This window comes from Haladaptatus marinus (assembly GCF_051194195.1).
In genome coordinates this window covers 475,511-492,570 of sequence record NZ_JBLZNK010000002.1, presented here as the reverse complement: position 1 = coordinate 492,570, position 17,060 = coordinate 475,511, and the positions used below count along the sequence as shown (strand labels likewise).

The 17,060-nt window shown below is 58.5% G+C and carries 20 protein-coding genes; 15 read left to right on the top strand and 5 right to left on the bottom strand.

Annotated elements, in window-relative coordinates; translation table 11 throughout:
* Nucleotides 1–45: 45 nt before the first annotated feature.
* Both ACN2TU_RS04615 and ACN2TU_RS04610 read left to right on the top strand, forming a co-directional pair.
* Nucleotides 46–1,041, top strand: a complete 996-nt coding sequence (locus ACN2TU_RS04615) for a 5-methyltetrahydropteroyltriglutamate--homocysteine methyltransferase (protein WP_435153349.1) — start codon at nt 46–48, stop codon at nt 1,039–1,041.
* Complete coding sequence (locus ACN2TU_RS04610) at nt 1,038–2,108, top strand: methionine synthase (protein WP_435153347.1); 1,071 nt, start codon at nt 1,038–1,040, stop codon at nt 2,106–2,108. The genes ACN2TU_RS04615 and ACN2TU_RS04610 overlap by 4 nt, the downstream gene beginning before the upstream one ends.
* 569 nt (nt 2,109–2,677) lie before the next feature.
* Here ACN2TU_RS04610 and ACN2TU_RS04605 read toward each other — a convergent pair.
* Nucleotides 2,678–2,824: a hypothetical protein gene (locus ACN2TU_RS04605; protein ID WP_435153345.1), complete on the bottom strand. Its 147-nt coding sequence runs from the start codon at nt 2,822–2,824 to the stop codon at nt 2,678–2,680.
* A 36-nt stretch (nt 2,825–2,860) separates the two neighbouring features.
* Between ACN2TU_RS04605 and ACN2TU_RS04600 the strand changes: the two genes are divergently transcribed.
* On the top strand, nt 2,861–4,207 hold the full coding sequence (locus ACN2TU_RS04600; RefSeq protein WP_435153343.1) for an RNase J family beta-CASP ribonuclease: 1,347 nt from the start codon (nt 2,861–2,863) through the stop codon (nt 4,205–4,207).
* Between the two features lies 1 nt (nt 4,208).
* Nucleotides 4,209–5,264: a geranylfarnesyl diphosphate synthase gene (idsA3, locus tag ACN2TU_RS04595; RefSeq protein WP_435153341.1), complete on the top strand. Its 1,056-nt coding sequence runs from the start codon at nt 4,209–4,211 to the stop codon at nt 5,262–5,264.
* 41 nt (nt 5,265–5,305) lie between these two features.
* Here the strand turns inward: idsA3 and ACN2TU_RS04590 are convergent, their stop codons facing one another.
* Nucleotides 5,306–5,668, bottom strand: coding sequence for a hypothetical protein (locus ACN2TU_RS04590; RefSeq protein WP_435153339.1), 363 nt, complete (start codon nt 5,666–5,668; stop codon nt 5,306–5,308).
* 423 nt (nt 5,669–6,091) lie between these two features.
* On the opposite strand from ACN2TU_RS04590, the gene ACN2TU_RS04585 reads away from it, so the two are divergent.
* Nucleotides 6,092–6,451: a hypothetical protein gene (locus tag ACN2TU_RS04585; protein ID WP_435153337.1), complete on the top strand. Its 360-nt coding sequence runs from the start codon at nt 6,092–6,094 to the stop codon at nt 6,449–6,451.
* Nucleotides 6,452–6,576: 125 nt separating this feature from the next.
* Nucleotides 6,577–8,295: a glutamate--tRNA ligase gene (locus tag ACN2TU_RS04580; protein ID WP_435153335.1), complete on the top strand. Its 1,719-nt coding sequence runs from the start codon at nt 6,577–6,579 to the stop codon at nt 8,293–8,295.
* 138 nt (nt 8,296–8,433) lie between these two features.
* Here the strand turns inward: ACN2TU_RS04580 and ACN2TU_RS04575 are convergent, their stop codons facing one another.
* Nucleotides 8,434–8,589 (bottom strand): DUF8014 family protein, encoded by a 156-nt coding sequence (locus ACN2TU_RS04575; RefSeq protein ID WP_435153333.1) that lies wholly within the window; start codon nt 8,587–8,589, stop codon nt 8,434–8,436.
* Nucleotides 8,590–8,697: 108 nt separating this feature from the next.
* On the opposite strand from ACN2TU_RS04575, the gene ACN2TU_RS04570 reads away from it, so the two are divergent.
* Both ACN2TU_RS04570 and ACN2TU_RS04565 read left to right on the top strand, forming a co-directional pair.
* Nucleotides 8,698–8,985 (top strand): HalOD1 output domain-containing protein, encoded by a 288-nt coding sequence (locus ACN2TU_RS04570; RefSeq protein ID WP_435153331.1) that lies wholly within the window; start codon nt 8,698–8,700, stop codon nt 8,983–8,985.
* A gap of 43 nt (nt 8,986–9,028) precedes the next feature.
* Nucleotides 9,029–9,709, top strand: a complete 681-nt coding sequence (locus ACN2TU_RS04565; protein ID WP_435153330.1) for a helix-turn-helix domain-containing protein — start codon at nt 9,029–9,031, stop codon at nt 9,707–9,709.
* On the opposite strand, the gene tmcA is transcribed toward ACN2TU_RS04565, so the two are convergent.
* Entirely contained in the window at nt 9,706–11,991 is a 2,286-nt protein-coding gene (gene tmcA, locus ACN2TU_RS04560) for a tRNA(Met) cytidine acetyltransferase TmcA (protein ID WP_435153329.1), read from the bottom strand. The genes ACN2TU_RS04565 and tmcA overlap by 4 nt on opposite strands.
* Before the next feature lie 186 nt (nt 11,992–12,177).
* On the bottom strand, nt 12,178–13,035 hold the full coding sequence (locus ACN2TU_RS04555) for a cytochrome c oxidase subunit 3 (RefSeq protein WP_435153327.1): 858 nt from the start codon (nt 13,033–13,035) through the stop codon (nt 12,178–12,180).
* A gap of 129 nt (nt 13,036–13,164) precedes the next feature.
* On the opposite strand from ACN2TU_RS04555, the gene ACN2TU_RS04550 reads away from it, so the two are divergent.
* The 7 genes from ACN2TU_RS04550 to ACN2TU_RS04520 all read left to right on the top strand — a co-directional run bounded on the left by ACN2TU_RS04550 (nt 13,165) and on the right by ACN2TU_RS04520 (nt 17,037).
* Complete coding sequence (locus ACN2TU_RS04550; protein WP_435153325.1) at nt 13,165–13,512, top strand: GNAT family N-acetyltransferase; 348 nt, start codon at nt 13,165–13,167, stop codon at nt 13,510–13,512.
* A 184-nt stretch (nt 13,513–13,696) separates the two neighbouring features.
* Nucleotides 13,697–14,059 (top strand): 50S ribosomal protein L7Ae, encoded by a 363-nt coding sequence (gene rpl7ae, locus ACN2TU_RS04545; RefSeq protein ID WP_435153323.1) that lies wholly within the window; start codon nt 13,697–13,699, stop codon nt 14,057–14,059.
* 11 nt (nt 14,060–14,070) lie between these two features.
* Nucleotides 14,071–14,298, top strand: a complete 228-nt coding sequence (locus ACN2TU_RS04540) for a 30S ribosomal protein S28e (RefSeq protein ID WP_049970866.1) — start codon at nt 14,071–14,073, stop codon at nt 14,296–14,298.
* Complete coding sequence (locus ACN2TU_RS04535; protein ID WP_435153321.1) at nt 14,298–14,489, top strand: 50S ribosomal protein L24e; 192 nt, start codon at nt 14,298–14,300, stop codon at nt 14,487–14,489. Before ACN2TU_RS04540 ends, ACN2TU_RS04535 begins: the two co-directional genes overlap by 1 nt.
* On the top strand, nt 14,486–14,944 hold the full coding sequence (gene ndk, locus ACN2TU_RS04530; RefSeq protein ID WP_435153320.1) for a nucleoside-diphosphate kinase: 459 nt from the start codon (nt 14,486–14,488) through the stop codon (nt 14,942–14,944). Before ACN2TU_RS04535 ends, ndk begins: the two co-directional genes overlap by 4 nt.
* Before the next feature lie 366 nt (nt 14,945–15,310).
* Complete coding sequence (locus ACN2TU_RS04525; protein ID WP_435153318.1) at nt 15,311–16,711, top strand: selenium-binding protein SBP56-related protein; 1,401 nt, start codon at nt 15,311–15,313, stop codon at nt 16,709–16,711.
* Nucleotides 16,708–17,037: a 2Fe-2S iron-sulfur cluster-binding protein gene (locus ACN2TU_RS04520; protein WP_435153316.1), complete on the top strand. Its 330-nt coding sequence runs from the start codon at nt 16,708–16,710 to the stop codon at nt 17,035–17,037. The genes ACN2TU_RS04525 and ACN2TU_RS04520 overlap by 4 nt, the downstream gene beginning before the upstream one ends.
* Nucleotides 17,038–17,060: the final 23 nt, after the last annotated feature.

The window sequence follows — 17,060 nt, the reverse complement described above, 5'->3', positions numbered from 1 at the left end:
TAGAACGGAAAATATTAAACACCGGCATATCATAGGGTCGGGTACATGACTGAGCGCATCGCAACGACACCGGGTGTGTTTCCGCTCCCGGACTGGGCGAAAGACGACCTCTCCGATTTGAAAGGCCATCAGAAAGACGACCTCATTACCGGCGACGAGGGGCCGGAACTGACCGCCGTTTACGACGAGGCTCGCGAAGAAGTCGTCTCGGTGCAACGGAAGGCTGGACTCGACCGCATCGTCGAGGGCCAACTACGCTGGGACGACATGCTCGCCCACCCGCTCACGGTTCACGACTCCGTCGAAACGGGCGGTATCGTTCGCTACTACGACAACAACAACTTCTACCGCGACCCCGTGGTCGTGAACGAACTCTCGTTCGACGGCGACGTGGCCGCCGAACTGGAAGCCACCACGGAACTCGCAGACGATGTGCAAGCCATCCTTCCCGGTCCGAACTCGCTCGCGGATTTGGCGACCGACGAGTTTTACAATGACGACGAGGAGTTCCTCGCAGCAGTCGCCGATTTCCTCGCGGGCGAAGTCGATGCGTTCCCCGAAATCGAGACGTTGTTCCTCCTCGAACCGTCGCTCGTGGAGAACCCACCGGAAGACGGCGAGGACGCGCGAGCAAGCGACGCCATCGACGTGGTTGCGAATGCGACCGATGCCGAAGTCGTCGCCCAACCCTACTTCGGGTCGTTAGACGAGAAAGTTCACGCACACCTGCTCGACGCCGATGTGGACGCAGTGGGCTACGACCTCGTCAGCGACCATGATGGCTGTCTGTCCAACGTAAACGAGTACGGCACGAAAGACTCCGTCTCGCTCGGACTCGTGGACGGGCAGAACACGCTGGTCGAATCGCCCGAAACCATCGCCGAGCGCGTCGATTGGTTCGAGGAGAACACGCCCGTCAACGAGTTCGACACCGTGTATCTGACGACGAACACCGAGACGTTCTATCTGCCGTACAGCAAGTTCGAGGACAAACTTTCGGCGTTGGCTGAAGCCGCGCAGTTGGAGGAGGTGACACTATGACACAAGACGCACGAAACCAGTTCCGCCCCAACGACCACGACACCGACCACTTCATCCTGACGACGGTCGTCGGAAGCTACCCGAAACCGAAATGGGTGGACAGGGTGCGTGACCTGTACAACGACCCCGAGGCGGACTTCGATGAGAACGCGTGGAACGAGGCGAAAGACGACGCCTGCCGACTCATCACGGACGAACACGAGCGCGCAGGGTTGGACGTCGTGGTTGACGGCGAAATGCGGCGTAACGAGATGGTCGAGTTCTTCGCACACCGCATCGACGGCTACGAATTCAACGGCCCGGTGAAGGTGTGGGGACACAACTGTTTCGACAAACCGAGCGTCGTAAACGAAGTCGAGTACGACGAATCGTGGCTCGTGGACGAGTACGAGTTCACCAGCGACGTTGCAGAGCGCCCCGTCAAGGTACCGATTACTGGCCCGTACACGTTGGCGAGTTGGAGCTTCAACGAAGCCTACGAGGACGAAGCGTCACTGGCGTACGACCTCGCGGATCTCGTGAACGAGGAAATCGAGAAGTTGGTCGATGCGGGTGCGCGCTACATCCAGATCGACGAACCAGCGCTGGCGACGACGCCGGATGACCACGCCATCGTTGGCGAGTGTCTGGAGCGAATCGCGGACGGGATTCCGGAAGATGTCTATCTCGGTCTGCACGTCTGTTACGGCGACTATTCGCGCATCTATCCCGAGATTTTGGAGTTCCCGGTGGACGAGTTCGACCTCGAACTAGCCAACGGTGACTACGACCAACTGGACGTGTTCCGCGATCCGGAATTCTCCGCGAATCTCGCGCTCGGCGTGACCGACGCCCACACCGCGGAAGTGGAGAGCGTCGAGGAAATCAAGGCGAACATCAAAAAAGGGCTAGAAATCGTCCCGCCCGAACAGTTGACCGTGAGCCCGGATTGTGGCTTGAAACTACTTCCGCGTGAGGTGGCGTACGGGAAGATGGCAAACATGGTGCAGGCCGCGCGCGAGGTGGAAGCCGAATTGGATTCGGGCGAAATCGAAGTGCAGAACGCGCCGGTCAGCGCCGACGACTAGCGACGGCGTGCCTTCTCGTTCGGCACCGTGACAATTGGTTTTATCTTAGCAAAAACGTCGATAGTGTGACGAAATGGAGGTGACCAGAAGGCCGATACACCGAAGTTCGTTCAGGCAAAGTATGCACACCATAGAAGCGCTCCTTGTCGGTTCTTTTATCCTGCTGGCTGGATTGCCTGGTGTAATTTGGCCATACAAGTCTGCGAAACTCGGAGAGTGACTCGATTCGAAGCAAACGGTCGTGGTATAGGGTCGAACCTGCGGAGTGGAAAGTGACACTAACCCGCGTTGACAGCTCCGTTGTCTCTCTGATGGGCGTTCTGGTACTCCTTTTTGAATAGCTCAATTCGGAAGTTGGATGAGGACAACGGGGTGAACCGAGGAGCGATGGAGTCAGTCTGGTGGATGTGCGATTCTATCGAAGTCGGTTGCAATAGGCTACACACGACTTCACCAACAAACACACCAGTCGTCCTCGAAGCCCACATTTCACGACGCGAAACACTCGGAAATCAAATTCAATCTCGATTGATACTAGCGCTCGACGAACACAATCCCGGCAGTTTTTATTACCCGGGGGCGTAAGTGGAGTCAGACTGGGCAACTCGCGGGCGAGCGGCTACGCCGCGCGCGAGTGCCAGACCGACGTGCTGTAAGACGCCGGGGTCTGACGCTCGCGGCCCCGCGAGGATTTCAGTGAGCAACGCAACCGCCACGCTGCGTGGCGTTTCAATGCTTGAGGAAAAGCAACTATGGAAATCGAAATTGCAACCATTGGCGGATACGAAGAAGTTGGACGGCAGATGACTGCCGTGCGCGCGGGAGACGACGTCGTCATCTTCGACATGGGACTGAACCTGTCGAAGGTGCTCCTTCACGACAACGTTGAAACCGAAAAACTACACAGCCTCGACCTCATCGACATGGGCGCGATCCCGGACGACCGGGTCATGTCCGACCTCGAAGGCGACGTGAAGGCTATCGTCCCGACGCACGGTCACCTTGACCACATCGGTGCCATCAGCAAGTTGGCTCACCGATACAACGCACCCATCGTCGCCTCGCCGTTCACCATCGAACTGGTGAAACAGCAGATTCAGGGCGAGGAGAAATTCGGGGTCGAAAACGACCTCATGAAGATGGAAGCGGGCGAGACGATGCAATTGAGCGACGAAGTCGAACTCGAATTCGTCAACGTCACACACTCCATCATCGACGCAATCAACCCTGTGGTTCACACCCCAGAGGGTGCCATCGTCTACGGACTCGACAAACGGATGGATCACTCGCCGGTTCTCGGCGACCCCATCGACATGAAGCGCTTCCGTGAAATCGGACGCGAGGGCAACGGCGTCCTCGCATACATCGAGGACTGTACCAACGCGGGTCGAAAAGGTCGCACGCCGAGCGAAGCAGTCGCTCGCCGTCACCTGAAAGACGTGCTGTACAGCATCCAGGACTACGATGGCGGCATCGTGGCGACGACGTTCTCCAGCCACATCGCCCGCGTGAAGAGCCTCGTCGAGTTCGCCGACGACATCGGTCGGACGCCGGTTCTGCTCGGTCGTTCGATGGAGAAATACTCCGGTACCGCAGAGCGCCTGAACTTCGTGGACTTCCCCGAGGACATGGGCATGTTCGGCCACCGGAAATCGGTCGACCGAACGTTCAAACGCATCATGAAGGAGGGCAAGGAGAACTACCTCCCAATCGTCACCGGCCACCAGGGTGAGCCACGCGCGATGTTGACCCGAATGGGTCGCGGCGAGACGCCGTACCAACTGGAAGACGGCGACAAAGTCGTCTTCTCCGCGCGCGTCATTCCGGAGCCGACGAACGAGGGACAGCGCTATCAATCCGAGCGACTCCTGAAGATGCAGGGCGCGCGGATCTTCGACGACGTGCACGTTTCCGGCCACCTCCGTGAGGAAGGCCACTATGAGATGCTCGATGCACTCCAGCCACAACACGTCATTCCGGCCCACCAGAACATGAAGGGCTACGCGCCGTACGTGGATCTCTGTGAGAGTCAAGGCTACCGCCTCGGCCGAGACCTCCACGCTACGCGAAACGGCAACCTCATCCAGCTTGTCGATTGATATGACAGACGCGAGCACGGAATCACGCGAAGAACTCGTCATGCAGACGGTCGAACAGCGACGCGAGTTGGTCAACGAGGCCATCGAAGAAGACCTTCCAATCGTCGAGCCACAACGGCTCTACGAAGCGTCGCGGTACCTGCTCGACGCAGGTGGTAAGCGTCTTCGACCGACGGTGTCGATGTTGGTCGCGGACGCGCTGGCCGACGTCGAACCCATGTCGGAAGCCTACCGAAAGTTCCCGGCACTCGACGGCACTGAAGTAGACATCATGGCCGCCGCGGTGAGCATCGAAGTCATCCAGTCGTTCACGCTCATCCACGACGACATTATGGATGACGACGACTTGCGCCGGGGCGTCCCGGCTGTTCATCGAGCTTACGACACCGAAACGGCGATTCTGGCCGGTGACACGCTCTATTCGAAGGCGTTCGAAATCATGCTGGATACCGACGCCACGCCGGAACGCTGTGTCCGTGCACTCGACGTGCTCGCATCCACTTGTACGAAAATCTGCGAAGGACAGGCCCTCGACGTAGCGTTCGAAGAGCGACCTGACGTGCTTCCCGAGGAGTATCTGGAAATGATTGAGAACAAAACCGCGGTTCTCTACGGAGCGGCGGCGAAAGTTCCCGCCGTCCTGCTCGGGGCCGACGACGACGTGGTAGACGCGCTTTACCAGTACGGTATCGACGTTGGCCGAGCGTTCCAGATTCAGGACGACGTTCTTGACCTGACGGTGCCGAGCGAGAAACTCGGCAAACAGCGAGGAAGCGACCTCGTGGAAAACAAACAGACCATCATCACACTCCACGCCCGCAATCAGGGCGTCGATGTGGACGGATTGGTCGAAACCGACGATGTCGGCGAAGTGACCGAGGCGGAAATCGAGGAGGCGGTACAGCAACTCGAAGACGCCGGTAGTATCGACTACGCGCGGGAGAAAGCACAGGAACTCGTACAGGGCGGGAAAGACCGCCTCAGCGTCCTTCCGGACAACGAGTCACGGTACCTGCTCGAAGAGATCGCGGATTATCTCATCGAACGGGGACACTGAACTGCCGACGGAAAACAGCTACCGACTCTTTTTTGAAAAGACTACTCGTCCCCGCTCGATTCGTGCGCCGATAGGGACGTGAGAATCGATAGCTCTCGGTCTAGCGATTCGTCACCGACGACTGCCATTCCCGATTCGAAGTGATGCCGGAACCGTTCGATTCGCTCCGCGTAGGTCGGCGACACCTGCAAATCGGTTGAACGACGTTCCCACTCCCCGAGGTCTGCGGCCGATTCGGACAATGAAGATGACATCGAGGATGCGGGTTCGATACCGTCGCTGGGTGTCGCAACCTCTTCGCCCGCCAACCGAGTGCGTTCGTAGCGAATCCAGCTTTGCATCAGGTCGCCGTACTGAGCCAACAGCACGGCCTTGCGGATCGCTTTGTTGTCGGCGTGTGGCACCGCCGGTGCAACCGGCTAGGACGAGCATTACCGCTACCAGTACCGTGGGAATCGACCTGTACATGGTACCAATTATCTATTGATTTTTTATCTGTTGTCAAGAGTACAACAACTGTTTGAGTCATGGGTGGACTCACGGGAGTTTTCGGGATTAAACACGCGGCGATTCGAAACAGTTGAAGAAAGTGTACGGTTCCGTGACTGTACTCTGGTGACATAATATCATGGCTAAGAGGCGTCTATCGAAACCCCGTACCGGGTTTTGTCCCATTTCCAGCGGACAAATTATGTCGTTCGCTATTCTAACACCATATTGGACTGTTTGGAGAGGACAAAACTCGTTTGACTATGGAGTGGGTTGAAGTACAACTCGGTTGCGATCGTTTTTGGATGGTTTGGAAGTGAACCATCCGAGGAGAAAGCATGAAACGGACACTACAACTCATACTGATAGTGGCTACTGTTGCGGCGCTCGTCACGAGCGTCGGCGTTGCATCGGTCGCCGCAACGCCAAGTGACCACCCCGGTTGCAAAGATCATAACAAGGACAAGAACAAGCACTGCGATTCCGACGGAAAGGACGTTCCTAATAAGAAAAGTGGGGACAAAAATGTCGCTCGCGGCGGTGACGGCGGCGACGGCGGCACCGTAGAGGACAACGCCGGCAACGGGCCTGATGACCAAAACAAGATCATCTGCCCTCACGGCGATTGTAATAACAACAACCAAGACACGAACGACGCCAGCGGTGGGGACGGCGGCGACGCGACGGCTAGCAGCTAAGTGAATTCGTAGCGGGAAATGACCCGATTCGCAGCTATTTTTCCACGTTCGCACCGACGCTTCACGACAAGCGAACCGCTTCGGAAGAGCGGGGTTTTTCATTCCGACCGACAAAGCACTCGGCAATGGACGACGACTTGCGCGCCCGAATCGAAACCGAGGCGGAAAAACACGCGCTGTTCAACGCGCTGAAACACGACAGCGACGCGGATGTCGGTGCCATCATGGGGCCGCTCATGGGCGAAAATCCCGCGTTCCGCGAGCACGGAAGCGAGATTCCGGGCGTCGCCGGAAAGGTCATCGGACAGGTGAATCAGTTGGACACCGAAGGGAAGCGGGAGCGACTCGCCGAACTCGACCCCGAACTGGTCGAGGAACTCGACGCCGAGGACGAGGAGGACGACCAGGTGCTCCCCGACCTGCCGAACGCCGAAGAGTACGACCAAGTCCGGATGCGCTGTGCGCCGAATCCAAACGGCCCGTGGCACATGGGCCATGGCCGGATGCCTGCCGTCATTGGGACGTACAAAGACCTGTACGACGGGTGGTTCCTCGTTCGGTTCGACGACACCGACCCTGAGACGAAACGTCCCAACATGGACGCCTACGACGATATTCTGGAGGATGTCGAGTATCTCGGCTTCGAACCGGACGAGGTGATGAAGGCCTCCGACCGCCTCGAAATTTACTACGACCACGCTCGCGACCTCATCGAAAAGGGTGGCGCGTACACCTGTTCCTGTTCGGGCGAAGAGTTCTCGAACCTGAAAAACGACGCCAAACCGTGTCCACACCGCGACAAAGATATCGAGACGACGATGTCCGAATTCGAGGACATGATTGCCGGGGAGTACAGTTCCGGTGAGATGGTGCTTCGTGTGAAGACGGACATCGAGCACAAAAATCCCGCTCTGCGCGACTGGGTGGCCTTCCGAATCATCGACACGCCACATCCTCGAGAGGAAGCCGCGGAGTACCGATGCTGGCCGATGCTCGACTTCCAATCCGGCATCGACGACCATCTGAAAGGCATCACGCACATCATCCGCGGCATCGACTTGCAGGACTCCGCGAAGCGCCAGCGGTTCGTCTACGACTACTTCGACTGGGAGTATCCCGAGGTCATCCACTGGGGGCACGTACAGATTGACGACTATGACATCAAGATGTCTACCTCGACCATCGGCGAACTCATCGAAAAGGGCGAATTAGACGGCTGGGACGACCCGCGCGCCCCAACGCTCCAGAGCGTCCGCAGGCGGGGAATTCGCGGCGAGGCCATCACGGAGGCGATGGTAGGACTCGGCACCTCCACGAGCAACGTTGATTTGGCCATGAGCACCATCTACGCCAACAACCGCGAGTTGGTGGACGACGACGCGCCGCGCTTCTTTTTCGTCCGCGATGGGGTGGAATACCCCCTCATCGGCGAGCATCCCGAAACCGCGGAACCCCCGGTTCATCCCGACCACGAGGACAGGGGCACACGCACAATCCCAGCAGGCGAGGCGGTTCTCATCGAATCGGGGGACATCCCCGAGCACGGCGACCGAATTTGGCTGAAAGGGCTCGGATGTTTCCAGCACACCCGCGACGCCCTCCAGTACACGGGCGACGACATCAGCGCGGTTCGTGACGACGGTGTGGACGTGATTCATTGGGTGCCCGCCGAGGAAAATGTCCCTGTCCGAATGCGAACCATGGACGGCGACGTGGAAGGCTCCGCAGAACCCGACTTCGCGGACACCGATGTGGACGAGATCGTGCAGTTCGAGCGCGTTGGATTCGTGCGAGTGGATAGCGAAGATGGGGACGAGACGGTGACGTACTTCACGCACGAGTAGACGAGCAACCAGACAGCGTTTTCTCTCGAATTTCGAATAGCCAGTGGCCACGAGGATGGGACGAGCCATCCCGGCGAGTTTCACGCTCGTGGCCGCGTGGGAAATTGGGCAGCGAAGCGGGCCGGAAATTCGTGTTCGCTACAGCCAATCCATGTCGTCGAGTGGTTCGGCGACGACGCCGTCCTGCCGGGCCTGCACTCTCGCGTGTCCGGTGCAAACGTCTCGATTTTCGCCCCACGGGATGTGGAGGCGAACTGCCGCCTCGTTCTCGCAGTCGTCTTCGGCACAGTCCATTGGTTGGTTGTACCGTTTCCAGCTTATTCGACATCACGGTTCGACGTGGTTTAAACTAGTTTCGAGAATAACCCCCCTCTTCAGGACAGTTGGGCAACTTCGTTGCTCATGGACACGAGTGAGATTCTGGAACGCGCCGAATACGTCTACGAAATAGAGAGCGACGAAAACGTCACCGATGGGGTCATTATTGCGGTCGAAAACGCAACAGGGATACCGATTTCTGAGATGCCGCCGCTCCACGATACTGTGAGCGTCGATGCATTGGACGCACTGTTCTCCGACAGCTACAACGGCGCGTCACGGAATCGAGGGCGGATTAACTTTACATACTGCGGGTGTGAAATAGTGGTCTTCAGTAGTGGTCGAGTTCTCGTAGAACCCGACAGAAACTGAATGTCCCCAGCGGTGCCGACCCGGGTTAGAGGTTTGTGATACAATGACGATAATCGCCGAGCTAACGATTCCGACGGACGAATTCGGGCTTTCGGAAACTTTCGAATCGATTCCCGGATTAGTCGTCGAACTGGAGCAGGTGGTAGTGAACCCAGAAAAACGAATTATGCCCTACATCTGGGTCGTCGGCGGTGAAAGCACCACTGTTCAACAAGCGCTGCAGGACGACCCGACCACGACGGAGGTGACAAAAATCAGTGACCTGGATGGTGGGTCGCTCTACAGCGTTCGGTGGTCCGAGGAGACGAAAGAAACCGTGGAACAGGTATTGAAAGCCGACCCGATAATACTCACCGGAACCGCTGTTCGACAGGGCTGGGACTTTCAAATCCGATTCAATTCCCCGGAAAACCTCTCTACCCTACAAACCAACTTGAACAGTCGTAACGTCTCGGTCGAACTCAAGCGGTTGTACGCACCCGAGGCTCCGACGGTCGATGGGGAGTTCATGCTCACGCCGAAACAACGAATCGCGGTGATGGTTGCACTCGAAGCGGGCTACTTCGACGTTCCGAGAAAAGCGAATCTGAGCGAACTGGCCAAACAACTCGATATCACGCCCCAAGCCCTCTCGAAACGGCTCCGGCGGGCACATAAAACGATGAGCCGATACGTGATTACGAGGAGTTCGAAAGTGACGACCCGCGACAAACGGCTCGACTAGTCGATGTATCGACGTTTCTCTTCCTGCGCAGATTCGGTTCCGTACAGGTTCACGAGCGGCTGAAACGTTGTTCCCAGCGTACGCATGGCTTCGCCCGTCGAGTGAAACCCGAGTTCGTTCGCGACATCGACCCATTCGTGAGCTTGTAGGACTTTCCGTACCAACAGGCGCTCCTGTCGCGGGGTCAACACCGCCGAATTGGTGTCCGCCGGGTCGATGAGGTGTTTGAGGACGACACGCCGAAACGGCGCGGGGCCGTGGTCGAACTGTCCCGGGCCGAAGGCGCTGGCGGCAACCAATCGCCACTCCCAATCCGAAAGCGAGAGGGGAATATCGACAGCGGTCGCTCGCAGTGCCGCTCGCACCACGTCCGGTTCCATCTCCGAAAGCGCATCCGAAAGCACCGACCCGATTCGTTCCGAAAAATGTCGAGCGTGGCGGTCGTATAGGTCATGTCCGGCGTCGCTGAGTGGGTCGAGCATGAGCGCCGAATACTCCCCGCTGGCGTCGTTTCGAGTGGTCGAAAGCTGCACCGTCCGGTAGCCGTTTTCGCGCCAGAATCGAAGAAGTTCGGGTGTCGCACCGAATCCCGTTCCCAGCCAATCGAGATACGAAAATTCCGATCGAATCTCTCGAAGGAGGCGTGACCCGAAACCGGACGAGCGAACTGCGTGGTGGGTGGCGATTCGCAAGACGCGCAGGCCCGCTGGAATCCCGGCCTCGAAATCCCGAAGTTGTGTCGTGAGCACGTCGGGAAGCATGTTGCCCTTCACACGCCCGCCATCGTACATGTGTTCGCGCACATCCACGGGGAGGTTTCCTTCCCGGGCCAGCAGGGCGACACTGACGACGTGACCGTCCCAGCAGAGCGCCCGGACAGCCACGTTCGGCGCGTCGAGCAGTCGAGCGAGGTCTGCCGGTTCGGTACGGTAATGTGCGAGGACGAGCAAGCCGAACGTCTCCCGAAGCAGGTTCTCGTCCGCGAGCAGATCATCTGCATCGAGTTGCCGATAGGTGGCCTCATCGGGCGTCGCGTTCACTACGAGTGGGTCAACCGCAGGACGAGCGTCGAGCGCGAGCGCGCGAAACGCCCATACTTCGACAGGGTCGCCCGGCGCGTACCGAATCGGTTCGACCATAGTCACGTCGATGACTTCGTAGTCGCTTTCGGCGAGTCGGTCACGAAACCGTACGGAAAACCCGCGTCCAGCACCTTCGTAGCCGTGAACGGTGGTCGTGAACGCGACGCGCTGAAACCCGAGAAACCGCTCCAGCAGACCGACCGAGAGCGACGCGGCCTCATCAACTATCACCACGTCAGCATCTTCCTCGACCGCTTTCGTGGGTTTCTCGAATCGAACGACGCCCCCCGCCGTCGATTCGATTCGCGTCGGTGGGTCGTGGTCGGTGTCGGCAAGTTCACCCAGTTCGTCGAGCGTAGTTTTCGCACGGACGAACACCTCGCGGGCGCTCCGGTAGTTTCGGGCGGTTACGAGCACGTCGTCGCCGTCTCCGGCGAGACATCCGGCGGCGATTCCGCCACCACTCGATTTGCCCCGCCCCCGGTCGGCTTCCACGACGACTGCTCGGTTTCGCTCGTGGAGTGATTCGAGCGCGTTCACCGCCGAAATCTGGTCGTCGGTGAGGCAGGCTTCGTAGGCGCTGGTGGGGAACTTTCGCTCTTGCTGAGCGGGAGTCGAGGGACGGCCGTCCGAAAACTCGCTGTCGGGAACCGAGCGCGCTCGATTCCCGAGTCTCGGCGCTGGGTTGGTTATTCCGTCTTTTTCGACGATGCCCACATCAACATTCACGATGGCGATTCCGCGATGCGCGCGGAGCGTTGCGACGAAGCGTCCCCGGAAATTCCCGGTGACATCCTCGATGGAGAAAGGCTCGACGGTCAGCGTTCCGTCGAACTCGTCCCGTCGATTCGACCACGAATCGAGCGGTGGTGTGAGGAGGATGAACAGACCGCCACCATCTATCGCGCCGACGACTCTACCCAGGGCGTTCGGGTGGAGTTCGTCGTGAGCGTCGAAAACGATTGCCTCGTGAGTCGTCCCGAGCAGGTTTCCGGCACGATGCTGGGAAACCTGCTCGCAGTCGAGTACGCGCCGTGGGCCGACTTGAACCGTCTCTCGTAACGAAACTCCCGCCGTATCGAGCGCGGTTTCGGCGAGGTCGTATCCGTCGTCGCGGTCGCCAGCGAGGACGAGCACTCGTCTCTCGTTCGTTCGTCGAGCCTCGTCACGAAGGACACTCGCTACTGACGATACGTCCATACTCGCGATTGGTTCGACCATCGCAAGGATGTTTCTCTTCGCTAGTACGGTGAACGGTCAGGAGCAAAGGCGAGGTGGGGTTAGGTGATGGCGCCAACCCGCTCGCGCTGTGTTGCGGGGATCTCGATTGTTGCACTGTGAAAAGTATTGAATAAATGCTTTGTGGTGGTGATAATATATCGACGTTCATCCTGTAAGCGATGCACCCGCGTAAATGGAGACGACGAGGAAAATCCAGACGGCGTCCACGAAGTGCCAATACATCGAAACCGTGCTGATGGATGTATCCCGTTCGGCGTTATACTGCCCGATGAGGGCGCGACCGAGCAATATCGTCATGAGGACGATTCCGAGTGACACGTGAAGGCCGTGAAGCCCGGTCAGGCCGAAGAAGGCGCTTCCGAAAACGCCGGAGGTGAGCGTGAACCCTTCGTGGGTGATGAACTCGTAGTATTCGTACACCTGACCGCCGATGAAAACGAAGGACAGAACGACCGTCAGGGCAAGCAAGCCGACGAACTGTCGCCGCTTGCCCCGGTGAAGCGCGACGTGTGAAAAGTGAAGCGTGACACTGCTCGTAACGAGGATGAGTGTGTTGATGAGGACGAGCGAATTTATCAGCGGTGGGATGGTTTGGCCGGTCGGTGGCCACGTTCCTGTGCGGATAAAAAAGTAGTAGACGAATCCCGCGCCGAAGGTTGCCACTTCCGTAATGAGAAACAGCACCATCGCCCACCGGAGTTTCGTCCCGCCAGCCCCCTCGTAACTCCAGTAGCGGTCAACGAAGCCGTGATACAGCCACCCATACAGACCGACAAGGAAGACAACCGTCCCAGCGACGAACACGGCCGCACTCGACAGTGGCGAGACGTAGTCGTTCCCGCCGTGGCTTAGGACGTACAGCCCTGCACCCACGTACAGTCCTGCGACGCCGAATGCCGAGACGAACGGCCACCACGACGCTTCGCCGAATCCCCGCGGCCAGTCCTCCGGTGCCGGATGGTGATGATGCTCATGCTCCTCACCCACGTTTCCCCCACTCATGATCCGTCTTTAGTACGCGCCGAATCCTCAAAACGCTCATTCGGATTCGTCGGAGAGGTTGCCGTTCGTAATTTGTACTTGGATTTGTGAACTGAAACGTTTTTGTCAATGCTTGGTATCGTTCTCGATATGCCCGGCCCTGTCTTCCTCCACGGCGATCGAGTCGAACTGCGAACGACCGAACAAGAGGACGTAGAGTTCCTTCAGCAGGCTCGAATCGACACGGAACTTCGGACGTCGCTCATGTTCGTTCTGCCACAAACTCGGGAACAAGTCGAGGAGTTCTACGAGAATTCCATCGCCGCGAACAACGGCGACGCGAACTTCATCGTCTGTCGCGACGGCAAACCAATCGGCGAAGCAAGCTTGTTTGACATCGAACGCGACCACATCTTCTCACAGGGGGAGTATCGAGATACGCTTTTTTACGGACTGCTTCGTGACGAGTGGTCGAACGATTTCGTCGCCGATCAATAATCCTCCGAAATCGCCGCCACGACCGCATGTGCAAGCGTGTCACTCCGTCATTCATTTGAAAGCGTTTTTATGGGGGCATCATCAACTCAAGGGTACAACCTACGCGGGGTTGATGATGCTCCTAGCCGCACAGGACTCATCCGGCAGGGGAGCCTGAGCCAACGCGTAGGAAAGGTGAACAACCATGCCAGTATACGTAAACTACGACGTCCCAGCCGACCTCCAAGACCGAGCGCTCGACGCGCTCGAGGTCGCACGGGACACCGGAACCGTAAAGAAAGGAACGAACGAGACGACCAAGGCTGTCGAGCGCGGCAACGCCGACCTCATCTACGTCGCCGAAGACGTTCAGCCGGAAGAAATCGTCATGCACCTGCCAGAACTCGCCGACGAGAAGGGAATTCCCTTCATCTTCGTCGAGACGCAGGACGATGTCGGTCACGCGGCTGGCCTCGAAGTCGGCAGTGCCGCCGCCGCCGTCGTGGACGCTGGCGAAGCCAGCGACGATGTGGACGACATCGCCTCGAAGGTCGAGGAACTTCGGTGAGGTGGTAGACGATGAGTGCTGAAGAGACCGGACAGGAGGACTCCACCTCCGCCGAGGTCATCGAAATCGTCGGTAAGACGGGGATGCACGGCGAGGCCATGCAGGTCAAATGCCGCATCCGCGAGGGAGAGAATCAAGGGCGTATCATTACGCGTAACTGTCTCGGCCCCGTCCGCGAGGGCGACGTGCTTCAGTTGCGTGAGACCGCACGCGAGGCAGACTCCATCGGAGGACAATAATGCCACAAACGCGAGAGTGTGACTACTGCGGCGACGACATCGAACCCGGTACGGGAACGATGTTCGTCCGCACGGACGGAACGACCATCCACTACTGCTCCAGCAAATGCGAGAAGAACGCCGACCTCGGTCGCGAACCGCGCGACCTCGAATGGACGGCGGACGGCCAAGCAGAGAGTGGTAGCGAATGAGCGAGCGAACCTTCGTGATGGTCAAGCCGGACGGCGTTCAGCGCGGCCTCATCGGCGAAATCGTTTCCCGATTCGAAGACCGCGGTCTGAAGATGGTCGGCGGCAAGTTCATGCAGATCAGCGAGGAACTCGCCCACGACCACTACGGTGAACACGAGGGCAAGCCGTTCTTCGACGGCCTCGTTGAGTTCATCACCTCCGGCCCAGTCTTCGCGATGGTCTGGGAAGGACAGGACGCGACACAGCAGGTTCGCCGCATGATGGGCGAAACTGACCCCGCCGAATCCGCCCCGGGTACCATCCGCGGCGACTTCGGCCTCGACCTCGGCCGGAACGTCATCCACGGCTCCGACCACGAGGACGAGGGCGCCAACGAGCGCGAAATCGACCTGTTCTTCGACGAGGACGAACTGGTCGATTACGAGAAAATCGACGCCGAGTGGCTGTACGAGTAAGCCACGTCTGACTTCGATTCTGTTTCATTTCTACATACACTGACAATATCGTTCGTAGCGGTGGCTCTCGTATTCGCGATAAACGCAGAGCATAGGTAGAGTATAACACAAATATCATTTATTAAACAGGAGGATTCTATCCTATGTCTCTCCCAGGTGGTTTTCCAGGACTTCTCATGGCGATATTTGTCAGTCTAATCGTACTGTACTTACTCATCAAATACCTCTCCTAGGTTAACGAAAAGCCACAAAAATCGTGCGTGTCGCTTCGTCCGAACGACCGCCATCACTTCTAGGCAATTATTGCCGCAACCCGTCACACCACACCCTTCGCTATCGTAGCACATCCCCGAGGGGGAAGGGAGCATGAGTGATACCGAATCATCCGAAAGCGAAGCGCACGAACATCACGAACACCACGATGTAGAGGGGCCGGGATACGCCACACCACAGGCTGCCATCGAGGAGGCCGAGCGCGAGAAAATCGCGTATGTTCCGTCGCTGTACGTCGGCACGGACGTTGACGCACCGGACTTTTTGTCCGTTGTAGACGTTGACCCGGACTCGGACACCTACTGCGAGGTCATCGACAGGGTGGAGATGCCGAACAAGGGCGACGAACTGCACCACTTCGGCTGGAACGCCTGTTCGTCGTCCTGCCACGTCGAGGGGTTGGAGCGACGCCATCTCGTCGTTCCGGGCCAGCGGTCGTCCCGATTGCACATCGTGGATACGAAAAATCGGGAGAGCCCGGAGATCGTGAACGTCATCGAACCGGAGGAAGTGTACGAGTACGACCTCTCGGCACCGCACACCGTCCACTGCATTCCTGATGGCGAGATATTGGTCTCCATGCTCGGAAACAAGGACGGCGACCTGCCGGGGGGATTCCTCGAACTGAACGACGACTTCGAAATCGAGGGTCGCTGGGACCCGCCGGGCGAAATCGATATGAACTACGATTTCTGGTATCAGCCCCGACACAACGTGATGGTTTCTTCGGAGTGGGCCGCGCCGAAGACGTACTATCCCGGCTTCGACTTGGAAGACGTTGAGGCAGGCAAGTACGGCCATAAACTCCACCTCTGGGACTGGACGAACCGAACCGTCGAACAGACGCTCGATTTGGGCGAGGACGGCATGATTCCGTTGGAGGTTCGATTCCTGCACAGTCCTGAAGCGGTGCACGGTTACGTCGGCGCGGCGCTTTCCTCGAACATGTTCCACTTCTACGAACGCGAAAAGGAGTGGTTCGCGGAGAAGGTCATCGACGTGGAACCCCGCGAGCACGAGGATTGGGACATGCCCGTGCCGGGTCTCATCACCGACCTCCTCGTTTCGATGGACGACCGCTATCTGTTCTTCTCGAACTGGCTCCACGGTGACGTACGAATGTACGACGTGAGCGACCCGGCGAACCCCCGACTCGCCGACCAACTCTGGGCGGGCGGCCTGTTCGGCCCGCGACACCCGACAGGTGAAGACGACAGGCCAGTCATCGCCGGGCCGCAGATGCTTCAGCTATCCATCGACGGCGAGCGACTCTACTGGACTACGTCGCTGTTCTCGACGTGGGACAACCAGTTCTATCCCGAGGAGGCGGAACGCGGTTCCGTGATGCTGAAAGCCGACGTAAATCCGAGAAAAGGAACGATGACCCTGGATGAGGATTTCCTCGTCGATTTCGGCGGGATGCCGAACGGCCCGGCCCGAGCACACGAAATCAGATGGCCGGACGGCGACTGCACGAGCGACGTGTGGCTGTGAGCGGCCGTCACCGAATCGAATTCCAGTGGCGAGGACGAGATGGGCGAACGGAAACCGTCTGCGCGAAGGACGAGGAGTTGATTCTCGACGCGGCGGAGCGGGCCGGAATCGGCCTTCCCTTTGGCTGTCGAACCGGCGCGTGTGCGACCTGTACCGGCCGATTGCTGGAAGGGAAAGTCGAACACATTCGACTGCCGCGCGGACTGAAAAGCGAGTTCGAGCAGGACGGATACGTCCTGCTCTGTATCGCGCGGGCAAGGGCGGATTGCCGAATCGAAGTCGGCAGCGACGTACAAACCGATCTCGTGACGAATCCGTGGAAATGAGAAGTCGAGTCCGCATCGTATCG

Coding starts and splice junctions, on each gene's coding strand:
- ACN2TU_RS04615 (WP_435153349.1), top strand. CDS start 46: ATGACTGAGCGCATCGCAACGACACCGGGTGTGTTTCCGCTCCCGGAC.
- ACN2TU_RS04610 (WP_435153347.1), top strand. CDS start 1,038: ATGACACAAGACGCACGAAACCAGTTCCGCCCCAACGACCACGACACC.
- ACN2TU_RS04600 (WP_435153343.1), top strand. CDS start 2,861: ATGGAAATCGAAATTGCAACCATTGGCGGATACGAAGAAGTTGGACGG.
- idsA3 (WP_435153341.1), top strand. CDS start 4,209: ATGACAGACGCGAGCACGGAATCACGCGAAGAACTCGTCATGCAGACG.
- ACN2TU_RS04585 (WP_435153337.1), top strand. CDS start 6,092: ATGAAACGGACACTACAACTCATACTGATAGTGGCTACTGTTGCGGCG.
- ACN2TU_RS04580 (WP_435153335.1), top strand. CDS start 6,577: ATGGACGACGACTTGCGCGCCCGAATCGAAACCGAGGCGGAAAAACAC.
- ACN2TU_RS04575 (WP_435153333.1), bottom strand. CDS start 8,589: ATGGACTGTGCCGAAGACGACTGCGAGAACGAGGCGGCAGTTCGCCTC.
- ACN2TU_RS04570 (WP_435153331.1), top strand. CDS start 8,698: ATGGACACGAGTGAGATTCTGGAACGCGCCGAATACGTCTACGAAATA.
- ACN2TU_RS04565 (WP_435153330.1), top strand. CDS start 9,029: ATGACGATAATCGCCGAGCTAACGATTCCGACGGACGAATTCGGGCTT.
- tmcA (WP_435153329.1), bottom strand. CDS start 11,991: ATGGACGTATCGTCAGTAGCGAGTGTCCTTCGTGACGAGGCTCGACGA.
- ACN2TU_RS04555 (WP_435153327.1), bottom strand. CDS start 13,035: ATGAGTGGGGGAAACGTGGGTGAGGAGCATGAGCATCATCACCATCCG.
- ACN2TU_RS04550 (WP_435153325.1), top strand. CDS start 13,165: ATGCCCGGCCCTGTCTTCCTCCACGGCGATCGAGTCGAACTGCGAACG.
- rpl7ae (WP_435153323.1), top strand. CDS start 13,697: ATGCCAGTATACGTAAACTACGACGTCCCAGCCGACCTCCAAGACCGA.
- ACN2TU_RS04540 (WP_049970866.1), top strand. CDS start 14,071: ATGAGTGCTGAAGAGACCGGACAGGAGGACTCCACCTCCGCCGAGGTC.
- ACN2TU_RS04535 (WP_435153321.1), top strand. CDS start 14,298: ATGCCACAAACGCGAGAGTGTGACTACTGCGGCGACGACATCGAACCC.
- ndk (WP_435153320.1), top strand. CDS start 14,486: ATGAGCGAGCGAACCTTCGTGATGGTCAAGCCGGACGGCGTTCAGCGC.
- ACN2TU_RS04525 (WP_435153318.1), top strand. CDS start 15,311: ATGAGTGATACCGAATCATCCGAAAGCGAAGCGCACGAACATCACGAA.